This is a genomic window from Streptomyces sp. NPDC058864, from assembly GCF_042742985.1.
Lineage (GTDB): Bacteria > Actinomycetota > Actinomycetes > Streptomycetales > Streptomycetaceae > Actinacidiphila.
Window position 1 is genome coordinate 1 of record NZ_JBHYMQ010000080.1, and the last position, 16,221, is coordinate 16,221.

Sequence of the window (16,221 nt, forward strand, 5' to 3'; positions counted from 1 at the left end):
CGCGCGGACGATCTGCTCCGCGGCCCGCTGGTCCCAGCCCGGGTTCAGCTCACGGCCCAGACGCAGCGTCTCGGCCACCGTGAAACGGCGGAACAACGGCTTCTCCTGGGCCAGGAACGCCGTGCGCCGGCCGGCCTCCGCGGACTGCGGCACCGCGCCGAACACCGTCAGCGTGCCCTCCGTCGGCTCCAGCAGGTTCGCGGTGATCGACATCAGCGTCGTCTTGCCCGCACCGTTGGGCCCCACCAGCCCGCAGATCCGCCCGGCCGGCAACCGGAAAGAACAATCCCGCAGGGCCCACCCCCGCCGGTACTTCCGGCCCACCCCATGAGCCTCGATCGCCGACTCCTCCACCGGGCCGCCCATGTCCATGGGGTCCCTCGTGTACGCGGCGCCCGTGACGGCGTCACTCACTGATGCTCCTTCATTTCCGAACCGTGTGGTTGCTTCAACGGCCGCCGCGGTGAGGCCGGCCGGAGACGGGTGGACGGAGGAATCCGGAGCCGGTCGGCCGGCCCGTCGTGTCCGGGCACCGATCGCTTCCCGGGGGCGTCCCTCGTCACGAGCAGGCTAGGAGGCCCAACAGCCGCCGCGCCTCGGGAAGAAGACCGATCTGCGGCGCCCCTCTACGACTTTCGGCCGATGGGCCGGGGCCCGGTGACGATCGGCGCGCGGCCGGACGCGACCAGGAGCGGAGGATCCTCACGCCGGTTTCACCGGCGCGTCGCCGCCGGACGCACGGCCGATCGTGGTGGCGGGCCGACGGACCACCCGGTCCGGGTTCATCAGGTCGTCACCCGCGCCGAGGACGGCGACCTCCAGGGCCGTCTGCGCGTAGACCCGGGCCGAGTGCAGCAGCCGGTGCAGGAAAGGGGACATCGCGAGCCTCCTGTGACGGTGGACGGTGAGCCCGCCGTGCCCCGTGGAGGCGGACCGCGGTGGCAGCCCGGGCGAGGATGCCCGCGAGCCTGTTCCACGACGGGGAGCTCATGACGGCCACGCTAGGAGGCGTGCGCGGTCCGACGCTTCGGGCAGAAGTCGGACCTGTCGGGCGGCCGCTGCACCTTTCGGCCGAGTGCCGGTCCCACCGGTGGTGGCGGCGGGATTCTTCTGCCGCCGTGCCGCATGGGCGTGATTCGTGAATCGCGCGACATCGCCTGCACCGCGTCGGCTGCAGTCGCTTGAAGGAAGGGAAAAGGCGAATTCCGCGCCCCGGAAAGTGCCGCGCCGCCACCTTCCCGGATTCGCGGACGCGGACACGGCATCGCCACACAGGAATGAGGAACGCACGGAACGCCACATTTCCGTCCGGAGCCACATTCCTGCCGCCCGCCCGCACCGAAAGCCGTCACGCGTCGGAACAGTGGCCACCGGGGCAGCGGTCGACGGCCGGTGGCGGCTCATCGCCCGCCGCCCGCCGACGGGCATCGGACGACGGGCGGCGGGCACCTCTCCACACAGGACCGGATGCTTCCACAACCCGCCGAACCCACACATCGGAAAAACGACCTACTCCTCCGGTCGTAGTCCCTGATCGCCTTTCCCGGGCCCCGGTGGGGAAATGGACCCCGGTCGGTTCTCGTGATAGAAAACCGGTCGGACCCCGGTCCCGTTGCCCAGTCGCACACGTTCGGATTTCCGCTCCGTGGCCACCTGAATTCCCGTCCCGGCAGCATGCCCCGGAGGATTTCCGGATCACGCGTTCCGGGAATCCCGACGGAATTCGTTCCGAGGAGATCGACCTCGCGGACAACGGGTCCGAGGTCACCCGGACCGACCCCCGGCACCTCGCTCGTGCCACCGGTGACCAGCGTGCGACCCGGCCCCGCGCTGAGCCTGTCGGCCGGGGACGGACGATGTCATCCCACAGGGGCCGGCACCTGGAGATCTTCGTGCCCGACTACGGTCATGACCTGCAGTTCGGATCCTTCGTCACACCGTCCAACCGCGACCCGGAGGCGGTCGTCGACCTCGCCCTGCTCGCCGAGCGGGTCGGGCTGGACCTCGTCTCGTACCAGGACCATCCGTACCAGAACGGCTTCCTCGACACGTGGACCCTGATGTCCTGGGTGGCCGCCCGGACGACTTCGATCCGTCTGGCGACCAACGTCGCCAACGTGCCACTGCGCCCGCCGGCCGTCCTGGCCCGCGCCGCCGCCAGCCTCGACCTCCTGTCCGGCGGACGCGTGGAACTCGGCCTCGGCGCCGGCGGTTTCCGGGAGGCCATCGTGGCGATGGGTGGCCCGGACCGCACGATCGGCGAGAGCGTCAGCGCGCTCGGCGAGGCCATCGACGTGATACGCGGCATCTGGGACGCCGGGAACCGCTCCGCATTGCGCCTCCCGGGCACGTACTACACGGTCGACGGCGCCAAGCGGGGCCCCGCCCCCGCGCACGAGATGGGCATCTGGCTGGGCGCCTACAAGCCGCGCATGCTCCGCCTGACCGGCGCCAAGGCCGACGGCTGGATCCCCACCCTCAACTACGTGAGCTCCCCGGACCTGCGCGAGAGCAACGCCATCATCGACGAAGCGGCCGCGGAGAACGGCCGCGACCCGCGCGAGATCCGGCGGGTGCTCAACATCTTCGGCGGTGTCGGGCGCGGCGGCCCCTGGCAGGGACCGGCGGACGACTGGGTCGAGCGCCTGCTGCCGCTGGTCCTGGAGCACGGCTTCGGCACGATCATCCTCGGCGCGGACGATCCGTCCGACATCGCCGCCTTCGGCGAGGAGATCGCTCCCGCCGTCCGCGAGGCCGTCGCCGCCGAACGGGCCACCGCGGGCACCCCCACCGGGCGGGTACGGTCGGCGGCCGCTCTCGCGGAGCGGGTCCCGGGCATCGACTACGACGCGCTGCCCGCGCCGCTGGCATCGGGCGCCGTCGAACCGGGCGACCGCGGCTACGCGGGCGTACGCTCCACCTACTTCACCGCCGGCCGGCCCGGCTTGGTGCTGCGCCCCGCGAACGCCGCCGAGACGTCCGCCGCCCTCGCCTACGCCCGCGCGCAGGGCGTGCCGCTGGCGGTGCGCAGCGGCGGTCACGGCATCAGCGGCACCTCCACCAACGACGGCGGCATCGTCATCCACCTCGGGGCGCTGGACGGCGTCGAGGTGATCGACCGGGAACGGCGGCTGGTCCGGGTGGGGGCCGGCGCCCGCTGGGGCGACGTCGCCCGGAAGCTGGCACCCTTCGGGCTGGCCATCAGCTCCGGCGACTTCGGCGACGTGGGCGTCGGCGGGCTGGCCACGGCCGGCGGGGTGGGCTTCCTGTCCCGTTCGTACGGCCTGACCATCGACCACGTCAGGGGCGCCGAAGTGGTGCTCGCCGACGGGCGGATCGTGCGCGCCGACGCGGACACCCATCCCGACCTGTTCTGGGCGGTGCGCGGGGCCGGTGCCAGTATGGGGATCGTCACCTCCTTCGACATCGAGGCGGCCGAGGTCGGGGACGTGATCCACGCCCGCTTCGCCCACGAGGTGAAGAACCTCGGCGCCTTCCTGCGCGCCTGGGGCGAGCTGACGGAGAACAGCCCCCGCGAACTCACGCCGTTCCTCGTCGTCGCGGACCAAGGCGGCCGCAAGGTCGCCCAGACGACGATCGTCTGGGCCGACGCGGACACCGGACGGGCGACCAAGGCGCTGGAGGCGTTCCTGAACCTCGCCCCGGTCCTCGACCAGCAGGCCGCCGTAGTGCCGTACGCCGGGTTTATGACCCCGCACAACACGCCGCACGACGGACACGGGGGACCGAACTTCCGCTCCGCGCTCGTCGAGCATCTGGACGCCCGCACCACCGGTATCGTCGACCGGATGTTCGAGGAGGGCGAGACGGGGTACTTCCAGATCCGCACGGTGGGCGGGGCGGTCAACGACACCCCCGCCGACGCCACGGCCTACGCCCACCGGACGCAGAACTTCGCCCTGGCCGTCGTCCCCCGGCGCAGCGCCGCCGACCTCAGGAGCTGGGACGAGATCGACTTCGACGGCCTGTACCCGAGTTTCGAGAGCCACAATCAGGAGTCCGCGCTGACCAAGGCGTTCCCGCCGGCCACGCTGGAACGCCTGCGCGAGATCAAGGCCACCTACGACCCGGACAACGTCTTCCGCGGCAACTTCACCATCCCGGCGGCGGACGCCTGACCCCCGGCCCGCGGCCGGACCGGCCGGCCGGCCGGCCGCTCGTCGCGCCGCGCAGTACGCGGAGACATGTGACGGAGGAAACATGCGTACGCACGCACACTTCTGGGTTATATTCGCTCGTGCCGGAGCACACCTCCGGGCGCCGCATCGCGCGGCCGGAAAGGCAGCAACACCATGGAATTCGGGATCTTCTCGGTCAGCGACGTGACCCGCGACCCGGTCACGGACCACACCCCCAGCGAGGCGGAACGCATCGACGCGATCGTGCGCATCGCCAAGCGCGCGGACGAGGTGGGGCTGGACGTCTTCGCCATCGGCGAGCACCACAACCCGCCGTTCTTCTCGTCCGCGCCCACCACGCTCCTCGGGCACATCGCGGCCGTCACCGAGCGCATCGTGCTCAGCACCTCGGTCACGCTCATCACCACCAACGACCCCGTGCGCATCGCCGAGGAGTACGCGATGCTCCAGCACCTGGCCAAGGGACGCGTCGACCTGATGGTCGGCCGCGGCAACACCGTCCAGGTGTACCCCTGGTTCGGCCAGGACATCCGCAAGGGGCTCCACCTCGCGCTGGAGAACTACAACCTGCTGCACCGGCTGTGGCGGGAGGACGTCGTCGACTGGGAGGGCGAGTCCCGCTCGGGGCTGCAGGGCTTCACGTCGACCCCGCGACCGCTCGACGACGTCCCGCCGTTCGTCTGGCACGGCTCCATCCGCACCCCGGAGATCGCCGAGCAGGCCGCGTACTACGGCAACGGCTTCTTCGCCAACAACGTCCTGGCGCCCTACGGGCACTTCGACCGGCTCGTCTCCTTCTACCGGGACCGCTTCGCCCACTACGGCCACGGCACCCCCGAGCAGGCGATCGTCGGCCTCGGCGGCCACGCGTTCATCGCCAGGAACTCGCAGGACGCGGTCACGGGGTTCCGGCCCTACTTCGAGGCGTTCCCCATGTTCAGCGGCACTTCTCTCGAGGACTACATGGAGGCCACGCCCCTTTCGGTGGGCAGTCCGCAACTGGTCGTCGACAAGACCATGGACTTCCGGGAGCGCTTCGGCGACTACCAGCGCCAGCTGTGGAACATCGACCTCCTCGGGCTGCCCGTGGAAACCGCGCTGGAGCAGGTCGAACTCCTCGGCACCGAGGTCGTGCCCGTGCTCCGCAAGGAGATGGCCGCGGTCCGCCGGCCCGGCGTACCCGGGACACCGACCCATGCGGATCTGGTCAAGGCGAAGTACGGGGACGCGGAGCCCCGCCGGCCGCGGCCCAACCCCAACCGGGGGGACAACGTGACGGGCACGTCACCGTACGAGGACACCGACCCGGCCTTCGCGGCCCGCTATCCGAGGATCGGCTGAACCATGGGCGACCGCACACCCGTCGGCCCCGGTCCGGACGGGCCGGCCGACACAGCACTCACCCTCGTGGTGGTCAGCGGCGGAACGGGCAACCCCTCGTCGTCACGCCTGCTGGCCGACCGCATCACGGAGAGGACCACGGACCTGATCCGCCGGCAGGGGCGGGACGTCACGGTACGGAACGTCGAACTCGCGCCGATCGCCGTCGACATCGCACAGGCCGTCGTCACCGGCTTCCCCGGCGAACGGCTCGGAACGGCCATCCGGCAACTGGCGGCCGCGGACGGACTGATCACCGTCTCCCCCGTCTACACCGCCGGTGTCAGCGGATTGTTCAAGTCCTTCTTCGACGTCCTCGACAACGACCTCGTCGTCGCCATGCCGGCCCTGGCGGCCGCCACCGCCGGCAGTGCCCGCCACGCGCTCGTCGTCGACGGACAGCTGCGGCCCATGCTCGCCTTCCTGCGCACCCTCACGGTTCCCACCTCGGTGTTCGCCGCACCGGAGGACTGGGGCTCGGCCACGCTGGGCGAGCGCATCGGACGCGCCGCCACCGAACTCACGGCACTGATGACCGCCGGCGTCGGCGCCGCCATCTCCGGCGAAGCGTGGGCCGGCTACCAGCACCGCTTCGGCGGGAACGCCACCCGAGCCGAACGATCGGCGGCCGACGTGGACTTCGACTCCCCGCTGATGAGACTTGCCGCCGGTGGCACCCCGTCGCAGCGCAAACCGAAGACCTGAACAGTCCTGGGCCGGGGGTCCTGTGCCGAATGGCGCATTCACTTCATCTCCCTTTTTCCTTGACGGGAGATGGCGAGGATTCTTGACTGATGGAACTCCGCCCGTTCGACGACCCGAGAAAGTCACGAGCGGCCGAGCCACTCTGCGAATTGAAGAACGGAACATCAATGAGCACTTCCCGCACGGCGCGGATAATGGGACGCGACGTCGACGTCACCAAGGCCACTCCCGATGTGGTGCAGTTTCTCGCCTCCTACTTCGAAGCGAAGTCGGGCGACGACGTGGACGCCCTGATGGCCCATTTCCTGCCCGAGTCGATCACCTATGTCGACGCGACGGTCGGATGGGCCTTCCGTGACTGGCAGACTCTCCACGACAAGTTCGCGGAACTGCTGGAGGCCTGGCCCGCGGACGCCGTCGCCTACCCGACGCGCATCGTCGGCGACTTCGACAGCGCGGTGGTCTTCTTCACCGACTCCCCCGAGATGTTCGGCCATGAACTGCGGGCGGCCGGCACCGTCGACTTCCGCGACGGCAGGATCGTCCGCTGGGTCGACACCTGGGACGGACGCTCCCTGACCGTCGAGAGCGCCGGGAGCATGCGCGTTCCGGACGACGTCTACCCCGCGGAGTTCGCCGAGGCCGAGGTCGGGGAGAACGCCGCCCCCGTCCTGAGGCAGGCCGCGCGGGGGTTCGCCACCGCGCTGGCGGCGGGGGACGCGCTCGCGGCGTCGGACCTGCTCCACCAGGACGTGGTCTTCGAGGACACGTCCCTGCACACCCTGCTCGAGGGGCGGATCCAGACCCACGCCTTCCTCGACCACAACCTCGCCCGGCTGGGCTACGGTCCGGGGTCCACGCTGCGCCACGTGGTGGGCAGTGCCCAGGGCGGCGCCTACGAGTGGAGCACCGGGGGACGCGTCCCGGTGGGCGTCACCGCCATCGAACTGGACGGGGACGGCGTGATCACGCGCGTGACGGTCAAGTGGGACACCTCGCTGACCCCGAAGGCCACGCTGCACGAGGCCAAGGGCTCGACCATCAGGAACTGAGCGCTCCCCAACCCGACGAGCCGGGAGAGCAGCCGGGCCGAAGGCGGGTGAAGCCCCTGGTGGCCGGGATTTCGACCAGGAAATCCTTCTCCACCAGGGGCTTCGTCCGTTCTCCCCACGTTCGGACCGGACCTGTCCGGCACGGACCTGTCCGGCACGGACCTGTCCGGCACGGACCTGTCCGGCCGATCCGACGGGTGCGACCCACCCGGGTTCACAACGTGGCGTGGAGGACGAACCAGTGGCGGGCCAGGTGCACGCCCTCGGCCGTGGTGGACTGCGCGAGGTAGCGGTCGAAAGCCGCACGGTCGGTCACGGAATCGTAGTCCTCGAAGATCGGCACCATCTGGAGGAAGACGTCCAGGTCCTGCGGGGTGTGGAAGAACTCGTCGTAGGCGATGTCCCGTTGGGCCCGGACGGTGAAGCCCGCGCGCTCGAGCCCGCGACGTTCCTCATCGGCCACCGGCGTGCCCGTCCACCGGCCGTAGAGCTGGCCGCGCCCGAAGGTCTCCTTCAGCGAACGGACGTCGCGCTCGCCGATGCCCATGTGGACCACCGAGCCGCCCGGCCGCAACAGCCTGCGGAACTCCTCGGGGAACAGCGGTCCCCGCCGTGAGGTCACCACGTCGAACGACCCCTCGGGAAAGCCCGTGGCGGAGGCGTCGCCCACCGCGAACGTGACATGGCCGAGCCCGGACCCGGCCTGGTGGCGCTCGGCCGACGCCACCATCTCGGGCGAGAGATCGAGTGCGTCGACGCGGCCGAACGAGGGCGCGACGGCCAGCAGGTTGCGTCCGTCGGCGCACCCGACGTCAAGGAGCCGCCGGTCGGGGCCCCCGAGTCCCCGGACCAGAGCGTCGAACACCTCCTCCGGATCACCCTGCGGAAAGCGGGTGGTGCGGTGCGCCCCACTGGAGTACCCGCCGAACTTCCTGGCCACCTTCGAGTAGAACTCCTGCTGCTGCGTCATCGCCCGCTGCCTTTCGCTCGACCGTCGCGGTCCGACGGCGGCCATCCTCCCGGCGGCCTCGCCGCACGTGTAGGTTCCGCCGTCCGGCCCCTGCGCGCCCGGAGCACTGCTCGCGCAGCCCGCGTCAGGTGTCCGCGGGGGCACATCCGACGACCGTCCGAACCGTCCGGCCGGACGACGTCGTGCGACACGGCGCCCACCGGGCCCGGGCAGGAGCGGCCGGACGGCACGCGTGCGGGTCTGCGTGGGGGCCGAGGGCGCACGGTCCGGACGGCCGTCCCCGGCCGTCCGACCAGGAGGCGCACTGCACGAGCGGACAGTGTCCGGCCGCTGAACCGGCCGTCCCGCCGGACATGTTCCGGCCCCTGCGCCGCACCGCAGGATGGCTCGCGGCGCAGGCGGACCGAGTGGCGGGCCGCTGCCGCGTCCTGGTGAACTCACGAAGCGAGGAAGACCAGTGTCGAAGATCATTGCGGTGGTGTCCGGCGGGATCGACTCCGTGACCATGGCCTACCATCTGCGGGCCGAGGGCCACGAGCTGCACCTGCTGGGCATCGACTACGGGCAGCGCCACCGGCGCGAACTGGTGTGCGCCCGTCTTGCGGCCGAGCGGCTCGACGCCCCCTACGAGGAGGTCGACCTCGGCGGAGCACGCGGCGTGCTGCGCGGTTCCTCCCTGACCGACCCCGCGGTCGAGGTGCCGGAGGACGGTCCGGGTGCCGGCACGGCGCCGGCGGGCGGCACTGCCGTTCCCGGCCGTCCCAACATCGTCCCCAACCGCAACGCCCTGCTGCTGTCGGTCGCGTTCGCCGGGGCCGTCGTCGAGCGGGCCCAGGCCGTCGCGTTCGGGATCATGGCGGAGGACATCGGCCCCTCCGACACCTCCATGGAGTTCCTGGCCGCCTTCCTGGCCATGGAGCGGATCGCCACCCGGGGCCACGCACACCCCGACCTGGACCTGCTCGCCCCCCTGGCCCGGCTCACCAAGCGCGAGGTGATCGCCCTCGGCGACCGGCTCTCCGTACCCTTCGAGGACACCTGGACCTGCTTCCGCGGCGAAGAGGTCCACTGCGGGCGCTGCGCGTCGTGCACCGAGCGGCGCGAGGCCTTCGTCGCCGCCGGTGTGCACGATCCCACCGTCTACGCCACGGCGACCGCCGCGAACGGGGCGGTCTGAGATGGACGTGTTCACCGAAATGGAGTCCGAGGTCCGCAGCTACAGCCGGGCCTGGCCGGTCGTCTTCGACCGTGCGCGCGGCAGCCGGCTGTACGACGAGGACGGCCGCGGCTACCTGGACTTCTTCACCGGGGCCGGCGCACTGAACTACGGTCACAACCAACCGGTCCTCAAGCGGGCGCTGCTGGACTACCTCGGCCGTGACGGCGTCGCGCACTCCCTGGACATGTTCACCGTGGCCCGCCGCCGCTTCCTCGAGACATTGCGCGAGACCGTCCTCGCCCCCCGGGAACTCGACTACCGGGTAGTCTTCCCCGGCCCCGGCGGAGCGAACGCCGTCGAGGCCGCGCTCAAGCTGGCCCGTCGCGTCACCCGCCGCACCACCGTGGTGAGCTTCACCAACTCCTTCCACGGCATGACCCTGGGAGCGCTCGCCGTCAGCGGCAACTCCGCCAAGAGGGCCGCGGCCGGAGTTCCGCTCGGCCACGCCGTGTCCCTGCCCTACGACGGGTACGAGGGCGGCTCCCCGGACCTCCTCGACCGCATGCTCGGCGACCCCGGCAGCGGCCTCGACCTGCCTGCCGCCGTGATCGTGGAGACGGTCCAGGGCGAGGGCGGACTCCGGTCCGCCGGGGACGGCTGGCTGCGGGCTCTCGCCGCGTCCTGCTCGCGCCACGGGGTGCTGCTCATCGTGGACGACGTCCAGATGGGCTGCGGACGCACCGGTCCGTTCTTCAGCTTCGAGGACGCGGGGATCGTCCCGGACATGGTCTGCCTCTCCAAGTCCATCGGCGGTTACGGCCTGCCGCTGGCGCTGACCCTGATCCGCCCCGGCCTGGACGTCTGGCGGCCCGGCGAGCACAACGGCACCTTCCGCGGAGTGGGCCCGGCCTTCGTGACCGGAGCGGCGGCGCTGCGCGCCTACTGGTCGGACGACGGCCTGGAGAAGGCGGTCCGCAGTGCGGGCGAGCGGCTCTCCGACGCCGTCGGAGCGATCGCCGACGGGCACAAGGGAGCCGGGCTCGCGGTGAGGGGGAGGGGCCTGGCCGTGGGCCTCGACTTCAGCGCTCTCGGCGAGCGGGCCGGCGACACCGCCTCCCGGGTGTCGGCCGAGGCGTTCCGGCGCGGGCTGCTCGTGGAGACGTCCGGCGCGGACGACTCCGTCGTGAAGCTCCTCCCCTCGCTCATCGTCACCGACGAGGAGCTCGACGAGGGCGCGGGCGTCCTCGCCACGGCGGTCGACGCGGCGCTTCGCTCCTGACCACCACGAACACCGGCACCACGCAAAGGAATTCACCCATGAACAGCGTCATACCCGTCGTCGACCTCGACGTCTGGGACGTCGCGTCCCCCGAGGACCGGCGCGCCACGGCCGAGTCCCTGGACCGGGGGCTGCGCGAGACCGGCATGTTCCTGCTGCGGGGCCACGGCGTACCACGCGAGGTGATGGACGAACTGCGCGTCCAGGGGCGCGCGTTCTTCGGCCAGCCACGTAAGACGAAGAGCAGGTACGCGATCGGGGCGCCGTACGAGAGCGGCTGGCTGGAGATGCACCCCGGTGGCGGGGTCGGGGTTCCGCGCGCGGAGGGCGAGGAACCGTCGGCACCGGACCTGCACGAGTCCTTCTACGCCGGCCCCGCCCACCGGTCGGGTGACGAGGCGACCGACCGCTACTGCTACCCCCCGAACCGCTGGCCGGAGGAGGTACCGGGGCTGCGCCGGGCCACCGACGCGTACACCGGTCACATGCTGCGTGTCGCGCATCGCGTCAACGGCCTGTTCGCCGCGGCGCTGGGGCTGTCCGAGGACTTCTTCAACCAGTACGCCACGAAGGCCACCTGGACGCAGAACGTCAGCTGGTACCCGTCGCTGAACGCGGTCGGCGCGGTGGCGGAGGGGCAGCTGCGCAACGGTCCGCACACCGACCTGGGAACGTTCACCGTGCTCAGCCGCCAGCAGGGCGTGGGCGGACTCCAGGCGTGGAACGAGACCGACGGCTGGTTCGCGCCGCCGTACGACCCCGAGGCCCTGGTCGTCAACCTCGGCGACCTCATGGAGCACTGGACCGACGGACGGTGGCGGTCCCTGCGTCACCGGGTCCTCGCTCCGAGCCCGAGCGCGCCCGACGAGGAGCTGGTCTCGCTGGTCTTCTTCTACGAGTCCGACCCGGACACCCTCATCGAGCCCCTGGCCCCGCCGGTCGGCGGTGGTGCCGGACTCGAACCCCTCGTCTCGCGCCGCTCGGTGCTGGAGAAGCTCGGTGTGCACGCCTACTCCCCGCCGTCCGTGGCCTGACCGGCCCTGCCGACCCTGCCGACCCTGCCGACCCTGCCGACCCTGCCGACCTGCTGACCTGCTGCCAGCCTCCCGACGGAAAGGATCCGAGAACCCATGACCCTGCGCATCTCCAAGCGTTTCGACTTCTCCGCCAGCCACCAGCTCGCCGGCCTCGACGAGGGCCACCAGTGTGCGCGCCTGCACGGCCACAACTACGTGGTGGAGCTGGAACTGAGCGCCGACCGGTCCGAGCTGACCCCCACCGGCTTCGTCCGCGACTACGGCGACCTGTCCGTGTTCAAGAAGTGGCTCGACGAGACCCTCGACCACCGTCACCTCAACGACGTCGTCGACGCCAACCCCACCGCCGAGAACCTCGCGGTCTGGATGTTCTCGCAGTGGGCGAAGGAGTTCCCGGAGCTGACCGGCGTCCGTGTCTCCGAGACGCCCAAGACCTGGGCGGAGTTCCGGCCCTGACCGGCCGCCGGGAATGCACTGAACCGCCCGCTCACCGCGCACGCGCCCGACAGAAGGAGGAGGTGGTGCCCTGTGGAACCGGAACTCGTCGTCAATGAGATCTTCGGCCCCACTTGAGGCCGTTCAGGGAGAGGGCCGGTCGCTGGGCCGCAGATGCGGCTTCCTGCGGCTCGGCGGGTGCAACCTGTCCTGCCGCTGGTGTGACACCCCCTACACATGGGACTGGCAGGGCATCAGCGACACCCGCATCCGCTACGACCCCAAGGCCGAACTCCACCGGCGGACCGTCTCCTCGGTCGCCGTGGAACTGCTGGGACTGGGCGTCGACCTCGTCGTGATCTCCGGCGGAGAGCCGCTGAGTCAGCAGGCCCGGCTGCTGCCGCTGGTCGACGTCCTGCTCGGAGCGGGCATCGAGGTGGAGTTCGAGACCAACGGCACCCGGGTCCCCGACGGCCGGCTGATCCGGGACGGCGTCCGTTTCAACGTCTCGCCGAAGTTGTCGCACGCCGGCGACCCGGCCGACAGGCGGATCGTCCCGCAGGCGCTGCGCCGGTTCGCCGTCACCCCGGGCGTGACCTTCAAGTTCGTCTGCCGGACCGAGGCCGACCTCGACGAAGTGGGGGACCTCGTATCGGACTTCGGCATCCGCTCCGTGTGGATCATGCCCGAGGGCCAGAGCCCGGAGGCGATCGGGAAGCACACGCGGCAACTCGTCGACTCGGTCATCGACCGGGGCTGGAACGTGACCACCAGACTGCACACGCTGGTCTGGGGAGCTGAGAGAGGTGTCTGAATGACCGTCAACGCCATGGAGCCGCGGGCCGCGGCCGAGGAGGGCCCGACCGACCCGTTGGTCGACCTCGCCCACCGACTGCTGAAGGAGATCGGCGAGGACCCCGACCGGGACGGCCTTCGGCAGACGCCCGAGCGGTTCGCCCGCTGGTGGCGCGAGTTCATCGACTACGACCCCGGAACCATCGACACGCTCTTCGAGACGACCACCACGAGCCGGATGGTGGTGGTCTCCGACATCCGCGTCTGGTCGCTCTGCGAACACCACCTGCTGCCGTTCAGCTGCTCGGTCACCATCGCCTACCGGCCCACTCACAGGCTGCTCGGCCTGTCGAAGTTCGCGCGGGTGGCACACCGCCACGCACACCGGCTCCAGGTGCAGGAGCGGCTCGTCGCCGACATCGCCCGCGAGGTGGCGGACGTCACCGGTGCCGATGACGTGGCGGTGATCGCCAAGGGCGAGCACCTGTGCATGACGATGCGCGGGATCAAGACCAGTGCCGAGATGCTGTCGACCTCCTACCTGGGGGCGTTCGGCGACGACACGGCACTGCGCGGCGAACTGCTCGCGCTGCTGCGTTCCTGACCGCGGTGGCGGCCCTCGGCGGAACTGCACGGTGTCCGCCGCGGGCCGCCGCCTCAGATGTAGCCCTCCCTGATGGCGTGGGCCACCGCATGGGCCCGGTTGCGCAGGTTCAGGCGCATCATGACGTCGTGCAGGATCCCCTTGATGGTCCGCTCGGAGTAACTGAGCTGGTCGGCGATCTCCCTGGTGCCGAGCCCCTGTGAGACCAGTTCCAGGACGTCCAGTTCGCGCCGGGTGGGCCGGCCCGGCTGCACCGTGCTCATGACCGTGCCGTGGTCGCGGCGTTCGAGTTGGGCGAGGAGTCGGCGCAGCAGGTCCCCGGGCATGTCGCCCTCGTTGCGGGCCGTCGCACGGATCGCCTTCACCAACCCGTCCGAGTTCGCCTGGTGGCGCCAGACGACGGAGGATATCCCCGCTTCGAGGACCAGGGTCAGCTGGTGCTCGGCGAGTTCGCCGACCACCAGCACCACGCGTCTCTTGTAGCCGGCGGCCAGCTTGCGCAGCTGGACCCCGGCCTGCAGGTCCAACCGGTCGACCAGCACGACGGCGACGTCCCTGGTGGGGTCGGGCGAGTCCTCCGCGCGCGGGACCACCCTGATGTCGCGGTGCTGGGCCATCTGGGCGGCGACGCCCGCCCGGGTGAGGGGGTCGCCGCCGTACACGGCGATGGTGAGACCGGGCGCCGGCACGTGCGGCGAGGGCCGCGTCGGTGCTGTCGGCTCCGGTGCCGGCCACTCCGGGGCGTAGCCGTACAGGGAGGGGTTGGACCGTGCCATGGGAGTCCTTTGCTGTGGGCGAGCCGATTCCCTCGTGACTGCCCGGTGATCGTAAGTGCTCCCGGACCCGAGCGGTCTTTTTGTTCACGCGGGCGCCACCACATTGACCGAACCCTGGTGATCACGTGGCCGAAACACCGTGGCCCTGGACGGACTTGACTTTCCACTCGAACCGCATCACACCCTGCCTTTGAAAGTGCGGGTCGAACCGGTTTCCCGGCCCTGGTTGACAGGTTTGAGATCGAAACAGTAGAGGAATGCCCGGCTTCCTGCTTTTCGCCCGTCACGCCTCAATCGGCGGGCAGAACGCGCCCATTGCCTTCCGACACCGTTGTCACCCCGTACACCGGACGGTCGTCCTGTCGCGATATCGCCGTACCGGTGCGCACGGCGGTCCCGGCCGGGCGCACCGCGGTCACCACCGCCCGTCGGCGGTCGCCGCTCGACCGGGCGGACCTCCCGGTTGCACGGCCGTACACGGCGCGCGTCCCCCCGAGTCTGCCTTTCCGTACGTTCCGCTTCGTGCCCCGCATCGACAGAATCCCTGGTACGGCCGCCTCCGAGGACCGCGGCCGGGCCCGGCACCGAGGAGAGCCCCCATGATCCCAGGCACACCCGCGATCGTCCTGGTGGACCCCGTCCGGCAGGGAGTGCCCTTCAAGGCAGCGGCCCGCGAACTCGGCTTCCACGTCGTCTCCGTCTACACCCACACCTACCTCGCCTCCCTCGACGGGCACGCCGACGGCGACGACCTGAGCCTCTACACGGCGGACCCGGAGGAAGCGGATCGGCTCATCACCGCGGCCGGGGTGACGCCCAAGGCCGTGGTCCCGTGCCTGGAGGCGGGCGTCCACCTGACCGACGTCCTGGCACACCGGCTCGGCCTGCCGGGCAACGACCACTCCCTCGCCTGGGCCCGCCGCAACAAGGCCGCGATGCGCGAGCACGCCCGGCGTACGGGCGTACGGGTGCCGGAGTTCCGCCTCGTCCACTCCCCCGGGCAGATCGTCGCGGCAGCCCACGAGATCGGTTTCCCCGTCATCGTGAAACCGACGATGGGCGCCGGCTCCCAGGGCGTGCGCGTCTACTCCACCGCGGCCGACCTCGACGGCCGCGATGCGCCGGTCACCCATGACGTGTACCGCGAGCCGATCCGCGAATGGCTGGTCGAACGGTACGTACGCGGCACGGAGTTCGCCGTCAACTTCTTCAGCGCGGACGGCGAGCACCGGCTCGTCGACATGTGGGAGTACCTGCGTCCGGACACCGCCGACTACGACTTCCCCCTCTGGGACATCGTGCAGGCCGACACCCACCACCCGGACCACGCCCGGGTGGAGGCCTGCGTGCGCGGCGTCCTGGACGCCTTCGGCATCCGCAGGGGCCCGAGCCACACCGAGGTGAAGTGCGCCGCCGACGGCGTGTACCTCATCGAGGTCGGGGCCCGGCTCTCCGGAGGGCCCGCCGTGGACCTGTGGATCGCCCACGGCGGACTCCGCCCGTTCCGCGACACCATCGCCTGCTACCTCGGCCGGCGTCCGGCACTGATCGACGAGCCCGTCGTGTTCCCCGTGCGATTCGGCTCGGCCGTCGTCCACAACGAGGACGGCCCCGGCACCCTGGTCGCCGTCCACGGGGCCGGGGAAGCGGCCGCTCTTCCGGGCGTCGACAGCGTGGACCTCGGCTACGCGCCGGGCCAGTTCGTGCCGGCCACGCACGACAACGTCAGCATCCCGTTCAGCGCCGCCGTCCACGGACCGGACACCTCCGCCGTGCTGACCACGCTGGCCCGCGTCAGGTCCCTGGTGCGGGTGGAGACCCGGCCCGGGGTCCCGTCGGACGGGCCCGCGGCCCCGGCGGGCTCCTGAC

General features: G+C 71.1%; 15 protein-coding genes and 1 pseudogene. 12 read left to right on the plus strand and 4 right to left on the minus strand.

Going from position 1 to position 16,221, the window contains the following annotated elements:
• Both ACFW3D_RS36395 and ACFW3D_RS36400 read right to left on the minus strand, forming a co-directional pair.
• A partial coding sequence (locus tag ACFW3D_RS36395) for an ATP-binding cassette domain-containing protein (RefSeq protein WP_500511973.1) occupies nucleotides 1–372 on the minus strand: 372 nt, incomplete at its 3' end.
• Between the two features lie 330 nt (nucleotides 373–702).
• Nucleotides 703–879, minus strand: coding sequence for a hypothetical protein (locus tag ACFW3D_RS36400; RefSeq protein ID WP_500511909.1), 177 nt, complete (start codon nucleotides 877–879; stop codon nucleotides 703–705).
• A 977-nt stretch (nucleotides 880–1,856) separates the two neighbouring features.
• Here ACFW3D_RS36400 and ACFW3D_RS36405 point away from each other — a divergent pair.
• The 5 genes and pseudogenes from ACFW3D_RS36405 to ACFW3D_RS36425 form a co-directional block, all read left to right on the plus strand.
• Nucleotides 1,857–4,139, plus strand: a complete 2,283-nt coding sequence (locus ACFW3D_RS36405) for an LLM class flavin-dependent oxidoreductase (protein WP_500511911.1) — start codon at nucleotides 1,857–1,859, stop codon at nucleotides 4,137–4,139.
• 174 nt (nucleotides 4,140–4,313) lie between these two features.
• Nucleotides 4,314–5,501, plus strand: a complete 1,188-nt coding sequence (locus ACFW3D_RS36410; protein WP_500511913.1) for a CE1758 family FMN-dependent luciferase-like monooxygenase — start codon at nucleotides 4,314–4,316, stop codon at nucleotides 5,499–5,501.
• 3 nt (nucleotides 5,502–5,504) lie between these two features.
• Nucleotides 5,505–6,245, plus strand: a complete 741-nt coding sequence (locus tag ACFW3D_RS36415) for a CE1759 family FMN reductase (RefSeq protein WP_500511915.1) — start codon at nucleotides 5,505–5,507, stop codon at nucleotides 6,243–6,245.
• 167 nt (nucleotides 6,246–6,412) lie between these two features.
• Nucleotides 6,413–7,297 (plus strand): nuclear transport factor 2-like protein, encoded by an 885-nt coding sequence (locus tag ACFW3D_RS36420; RefSeq protein ID WP_500511917.1) that lies wholly within the window; start codon nucleotides 6,413–6,415, stop codon nucleotides 7,295–7,297.
• A 129-nt stretch (nucleotides 7,298–7,426) separates the two neighbouring features.
• A pseudogene (locus tag ACFW3D_RS36425) lies at nucleotides 7,427–7,483 on the plus strand (pentapeptide repeat-containing protein); the annotation flags it as partial.
• Between the two features lie 28 nt (nucleotides 7,484–7,511).
• Here ACFW3D_RS36425 and ACFW3D_RS36430 read toward each other — a convergent pair.
• The gene (locus ACFW3D_RS36430; RefSeq protein ID WP_500511919.1) at nucleotides 7,512–8,267 is read right to left on the minus strand and encodes a class I SAM-dependent methyltransferase; all 756 of its coding nucleotides are present in this window, start codon (nucleotides 8,265–8,267) and stop codon (nucleotides 7,512–7,514) included.
• A gap of 457 nt (nucleotides 8,268–8,724) precedes the next feature.
• Between ACFW3D_RS36430 and ACFW3D_RS36435 the strand changes: the two genes are divergently transcribed.
• The 6 genes from ACFW3D_RS36435 to folE all read left to right on the plus strand — a co-directional run bounded on the left by ACFW3D_RS36435 (nucleotide 8,725) and on the right by folE (nucleotide 13,576).
• The gene (locus tag ACFW3D_RS36435) at nucleotides 8,725–9,444 is read left to right on the plus strand and encodes a 7-cyano-7-deazaguanine synthase (RefSeq protein WP_500511921.1); all 720 of its coding nucleotides are present in this window, start codon (nucleotides 8,725–8,727) and stop codon (nucleotides 9,442–9,444) included.
• 1 nt (nucleotide 9,445) lies between these two features.
• A complete protein-coding gene (gene ectB, locus ACFW3D_RS36440; RefSeq protein ID WP_500511923.1) occupies nucleotides 9,446–10,705 on the plus strand; it encodes a diaminobutyrate--2-oxoglutarate transaminase in 1,260 nt (419 codons plus the stop codon).
• 38 nt (nucleotides 10,706–10,743) lie between these two features.
• Nucleotides 10,744–11,739 carry an isopenicillin N synthase family dioxygenase gene (locus ACFW3D_RS36445; protein WP_500511925.1) on the plus strand — a complete coding sequence of 332 codons (996 nt, stop codon included), beginning with the start codon at nucleotides 10,744–10,746 and terminating at the stop codon, nucleotides 11,737–11,739.
• 96 nt (nucleotides 11,740–11,835) lie between these two features.
• The gene (locus tag ACFW3D_RS36450) at nucleotides 11,836–12,198 is read left to right on the plus strand and encodes a 6-pyruvoyl trahydropterin synthase family protein (protein WP_500511927.1); all 363 of its coding nucleotides are present in this window, start codon (nucleotides 11,836–11,838) and stop codon (nucleotides 12,196–12,198) included.
• A 94-nt stretch (nucleotides 12,199–12,292) separates the two neighbouring features.
• Nucleotides 12,293–12,991 (plus strand): 7-carboxy-7-deazaguanine synthase QueE, encoded by a 699-nt coding sequence (locus ACFW3D_RS36455; protein ID WP_500511929.1) that lies wholly within the window; start codon nucleotides 12,293–12,295, stop codon nucleotides 12,989–12,991.
• Nucleotides 12,992–13,576, plus strand: coding sequence for a GTP cyclohydrolase I (folE, locus tag ACFW3D_RS36460; protein WP_500511931.1), 585 nt, complete (start codon nucleotides 12,992–12,994; stop codon nucleotides 13,574–13,576).
• A 53-nt stretch (nucleotides 13,577–13,629) separates the two neighbouring features.
• On the opposite strand, the gene ACFW3D_RS36465 is transcribed toward folE, so the two are convergent.
• The gene (locus tag ACFW3D_RS36465; protein WP_500511933.1) at nucleotides 13,630–14,352 is read right to left on the minus strand and encodes a helix-turn-helix transcriptional regulator; all 723 of its coding nucleotides are present in this window, start codon (nucleotides 14,350–14,352) and stop codon (nucleotides 13,630–13,632) included.
• Between the two features lie 599 nt (nucleotides 14,353–14,951).
• Here ACFW3D_RS36465 and ACFW3D_RS36470 point away from each other — a divergent pair.
• On the plus strand, nucleotides 14,952–16,220 hold the full coding sequence (locus tag ACFW3D_RS36470) for an ATP-grasp domain-containing protein (RefSeq protein WP_500511935.1): 1,269 nt from the start codon (nucleotides 14,952–14,954) through the stop codon (nucleotides 16,218–16,220).
• Nucleotide 16,221: the final 1 nt, after the last annotated feature.

Bases quoted from the DNA above. Each gene is read 5' to 3' on its own strand.
- ACFW3D_RS36465 (WP_500511933.1), bottom strand. From the start codon at position 14,352: ATGGCACGGTCCAACCCCTCCCTGTACGGCTACGCCCCGGAGTGGCCG.
- folE (WP_500511931.1), top strand. From the start codon at position 12,992: ATGACCGTCAACGCCATGGAGCCGCGGGCCGCGGCCGAGGAGGGCCCG.
- ACFW3D_RS36400 (WP_500511909.1), bottom strand. From the start codon at position 879: ATGTCCCCTTTCCTGCACCGGCTGCTGCACTCGGCCCGGGTCTACGCG.
- ACFW3D_RS36450 (WP_500511927.1), top strand. From the start codon at position 11,836: ATGACCCTGCGCATCTCCAAGCGTTTCGACTTCTCCGCCAGCCACCAG.
- ACFW3D_RS36470 (WP_500511935.1), top strand. From the start codon at position 14,952: ATGATCCCAGGCACACCCGCGATCGTCCTGGTGGACCCCGTCCGGCAG.
- ACFW3D_RS36420 (WP_500511917.1), top strand. From the start codon at position 6,413: ATGAGCACTTCCCGCACGGCGCGGATAATGGGACGCGACGTCGACGTC.
- ACFW3D_RS36430 (WP_500511919.1), bottom strand. From the start codon at position 8,267: ATGACGCAGCAGCAGGAGTTCTACTCGAAGGTGGCCAGGAAGTTCGGC.
- ACFW3D_RS36405 (WP_500511911.1), top strand. From the start codon at position 1,857: ATGTCATCCCACAGGGGCCGGCACCTGGAGATCTTCGTGCCCGACTAC.
- ectB (WP_500511923.1), top strand. From the start codon at position 9,446: ATGGACGTGTTCACCGAAATGGAGTCCGAGGTCCGCAGCTACAGCCGG.
- ACFW3D_RS36410 (WP_500511913.1), top strand. From the start codon at position 4,314: ATGGAATTCGGGATCTTCTCGGTCAGCGACGTGACCCGCGACCCGGTC.
- ACFW3D_RS36415 (WP_500511915.1), top strand. From the start codon at position 5,505: ATGGGCGACCGCACACCCGTCGGCCCCGGTCCGGACGGGCCGGCCGAC.
- ACFW3D_RS36445 (WP_500511925.1), top strand. From the start codon at position 10,744: ATGAACAGCGTCATACCCGTCGTCGACCTCGACGTCTGGGACGTCGCG.
- ACFW3D_RS36455 (WP_500511929.1), top strand. From the start codon at position 12,293: ATGAGATCTTCGGCCCCACTTGAGGCCGTTCAGGGAGAGGGCCGGTCG.